The sequence below is a fragment of the Caballeronia sp. BR00000012568055 genome (genome assembly GCF_029439455.1).
Classification (GTDB): domain Bacteria; phylum Pseudomonadota; class Gammaproteobacteria; order Burkholderiales; family Burkholderiaceae; genus Caballeronia.
On record NZ_JAQFVG010000082.1, the window covers coordinates 1 to 2,768 of the forward strand.

The 2,768-nt window shown below is 60.7% G+C and carries 3 protein-coding genes and 1 pseudogene; all 4 read right to left on the reverse strand.

Annotation, left to right across the window (positions count from 1 at the left end; translation table 11 throughout):
- Positions 1–31: 31 nt before the first annotated feature.
- The 4 genes and pseudogenes from arsH to P7F28_RS05840 all read right to left on the reverse strand — a co-directional run bounded on the left by arsH (position 32) and on the right by P7F28_RS05840 (position 2,414).
- Positions 32–754 (reverse strand): arsenical resistance protein ArsH, encoded by a 723-nt coding sequence (gene arsH, locus P7F28_RS05825; RefSeq protein WP_277183541.1) that lies wholly within the window; start codon positions 752–754, stop codon positions 32–34.
- 30 nt (positions 755–784) lie between these two features.
- Positions 785–1,855 (reverse strand): ACR3 family arsenite efflux transporter, encoded by a 1,071-nt coding sequence (gene arsB / locus P7F28_RS05830; RefSeq protein ID WP_277183542.1) that lies wholly within the window; start codon positions 1,853–1,855, stop codon positions 785–787.
- A 41-nt stretch (positions 1,856–1,896) separates the two neighbouring features.
- Positions 1,897–2,097 (reverse strand): annotated as a pseudogene (locus P7F28_RS05835) (hypothetical protein); the annotation flags it as partial.
- Positions 2,091–2,414 (reverse strand): helix-turn-helix transcriptional regulator, encoded by a 324-nt coding sequence (locus P7F28_RS05840; protein ID WP_277183543.1) that lies wholly within the window; start codon positions 2,412–2,414, stop codon positions 2,091–2,093. The gene P7F28_RS05840 and the pseudogene P7F28_RS05835, both read right to left, overlap by 7 nt.
- Positions 2,415–2,768: the final 354 nt, after the last annotated feature.

The window sequence follows — 2,768 nt, forward strand, 5'->3', positions numbered from 1 at the left end:
AGAGGATCGAAGTGAAAAAGGCCGCCAAGCTTTAGATACTGGCCTGATTGACGCGCTTCATCAGTTCCTCTGCGCTCTCCTTGCGTTCGCTGTACCTATCTACAAGATACGGACCGATGTCGCGCGTCAGCAGCGTGAACTTGACCAGCTCTTCCATCACGTCAACAACGCGGTCGAAATACGCTGAAGGCTTCATGCGGCCGGCTTCGTCGAACTCCACGAAGGCCCTGGCCACCGACGACTGGTTGGGGATGGTCAGCATGCGCATCCAGCGTCCGAGCACGCGCATCTGGTTGACGGCGTTGAACGACTGCGAGCCGCCGCTGACCTGCATCACGGCGAGCGTCTTGCCCTGGGTCGGCCGCACCGCCCCGACCGAAAGCGGAATCCAGTCGATCTGCGCCTTCATGATGCCGGTCATCGCACCGTGCCGCTCCGGCGAGCACCAGACCATGCCTTCCGACCACAGCACCTGCTCGCGCAACTCGGCCACCTTTGGATGGCTGTCCGGCGCATCGTCCGGCAGCGGCAGGCCGCTTGGATTGAATGTGCGCACTTCGGCACCCATCGCCGTGAGCAGGCGTGCGGCTTCTTCGCTCAGCAGGCGGCTGAACGAGCGCTCGCGCAGCGAACCATAGAGCAATAGGATGCGCGGCGGATGGGGCGACGCCTTCGCAGGCTGCAGGCGAGTGATATCGGGCACGCGAAACAGCGCGGGGTCAACCTGCGGGAGATCAGTAGTGAGATCGGACACGTTTGTCTTCTGTGATCGTTTCCATATTCGTCAGGCGCACTCGTACCAGTCCTTCGAGCGGTTCACAATGCGCACCACGAGCAGCATGACGGGCACCTCGATCAGCACGCCCACGACCGTCGCGAGCGCGGCCCCTGAGTCGAAGCCGAACAGGCCGATTGCCGTGGCGACAGCCAGTTCGAAGAAGTTCGACGCGCCAATCAGCGCCGATGGACAGGCGATGTTGTGCTTTTCGCCAACCGCGCGATTGAGCCCGTAGGCGAGCGCCGAATTGAAAAACACCTGTATCAGGATCGGCACGGCGAGCAGCACGATCACGAGTGGCTGCTTCAGGATAGCCTCGCCCTGGAACGCGAACAGCAGCACCAGCGTCGCCAGCAACGCGGTGATGGACCAAGGGCCGATTTTCGCCATCGCCGCATCGAATGCCGCTTCGCCCCTGCCGAGCAGCACCTTGCGCAGGATCTGCGCGAGGATCACAGGGATCACGATGTAGAGCACGACGGACGTGAGCAGCGTCGTCCACGGCACCGTGATCGCGGAAATGCCGAGCAGCAGACCGACGAGCGGTGCAAAGGCGACCACCATGATGCTGTCGTTGAGCGCGACCTGAGAGAGCGTGAACAACGGATCACCGCCGGTCAGTCGGCTCCAGACAAAGACCATCGCTGTGCAGGGCGCGGCGGCAAGCAGGATCAGGCCCGCGACGTAACTGTCGAGCTGCTCGGCTGGCAGCATCGGCGCGAACAGGTGCTTGATGAAAAGCCATGCGAGCAACGCCATCGAAAACGGTTTCACCAGCCAGTTCACGACGAGCGTGACGCCGATGCCCTTAACGTGCTGGCGCACCTCGTGCAGCGAGCCGAAATCGACCTTGACGAGCATCGGGATGATCATCACCCAGATCAGCAGGCCGACCGGCAGATTGACGTGCGCGTATTCCATCCGGCCGATCGCCTGGAAGACACCACGCAGGACCTGTCCAAGCAGAATGCCCGCGACGATGCACAGCGCGACCCAGACGGTCAGGTACCGCTCAAAGAAGCTGATGGCCGGTTTCGCGGCCGACTTCTTTAAGGCGGCAACATTGGAGGTATTCATGGGGTGACTCGATGAAAACGGTTCAGCTCTGAAGGATGTCGTTCAGCCCGCTTTGCGAGTTCGGCAAGCTCGGCTGCGTCATCAACCTGAAAGGCGGGACCGTCCGGCATCCACTTGGCGTAGTTCGCCTCGACGCGCGCCGGTTCGGCGGCGAACAGCTTCGAACAGAACGCGACATTCGCTGCGAGGTCGTCAACGTGGACGTGGATGTGAAATCGCTTATGGCGGTTCTCCGTCAGCATTTGCATGAAACCGCGCCGGGTTCAAGGCACGGCTGCCCCTGACAGCAGTTTTCGGTCAGAAAACCAAGCACCGCGCTCATCTGGTCATAGGCCGCCCGATAGATCAGGCTGCGCCCGTCGCGCTCCTGCGTAACGAGCTCCGCGTGCATCAGTTCTTTTAGATGAAAGGAGAGCGTCGCGTTGGGGACATCGAGTTGTTCTGCCATGATGCCCGGCGTCAAGCCGACAGGACCAGTGACCACCAGCATGCGGAACACCCGCAGTCGCAGTTCGTGGGCAAGTGCCGCGAGGGCGCGGATAACGTCTTTATCTTCCATATTTCCAATATATTCGAAATATGATCTGGAGGCAAGCCGCTGCGGCAACTCATGAGAGCTATGATGGCCGCACAATCAGTCAAGTGCATTAAGGTTGCCATAAGCCAATCCGTGTCAGCGTCCTACCAGTCCAACGAACTGGCGAAGGGCTAACATGAATTCGTCATTAATACGGAAAGGGTTAGCGCAGCCTTGCACCGAGCGGCGATCCGAGACGGTTCTGAAAGCTCGGCGTCGGGACTTTCTTCGTCAGGCCGGCGTTTTGGCTGGGTCATCGGTGATGACGGCCGCGGTACCTGGACGTGTTCTCAAGGCGTTGGCGGCGCAGCCAGAACGTGCGAATGGCACGATCGA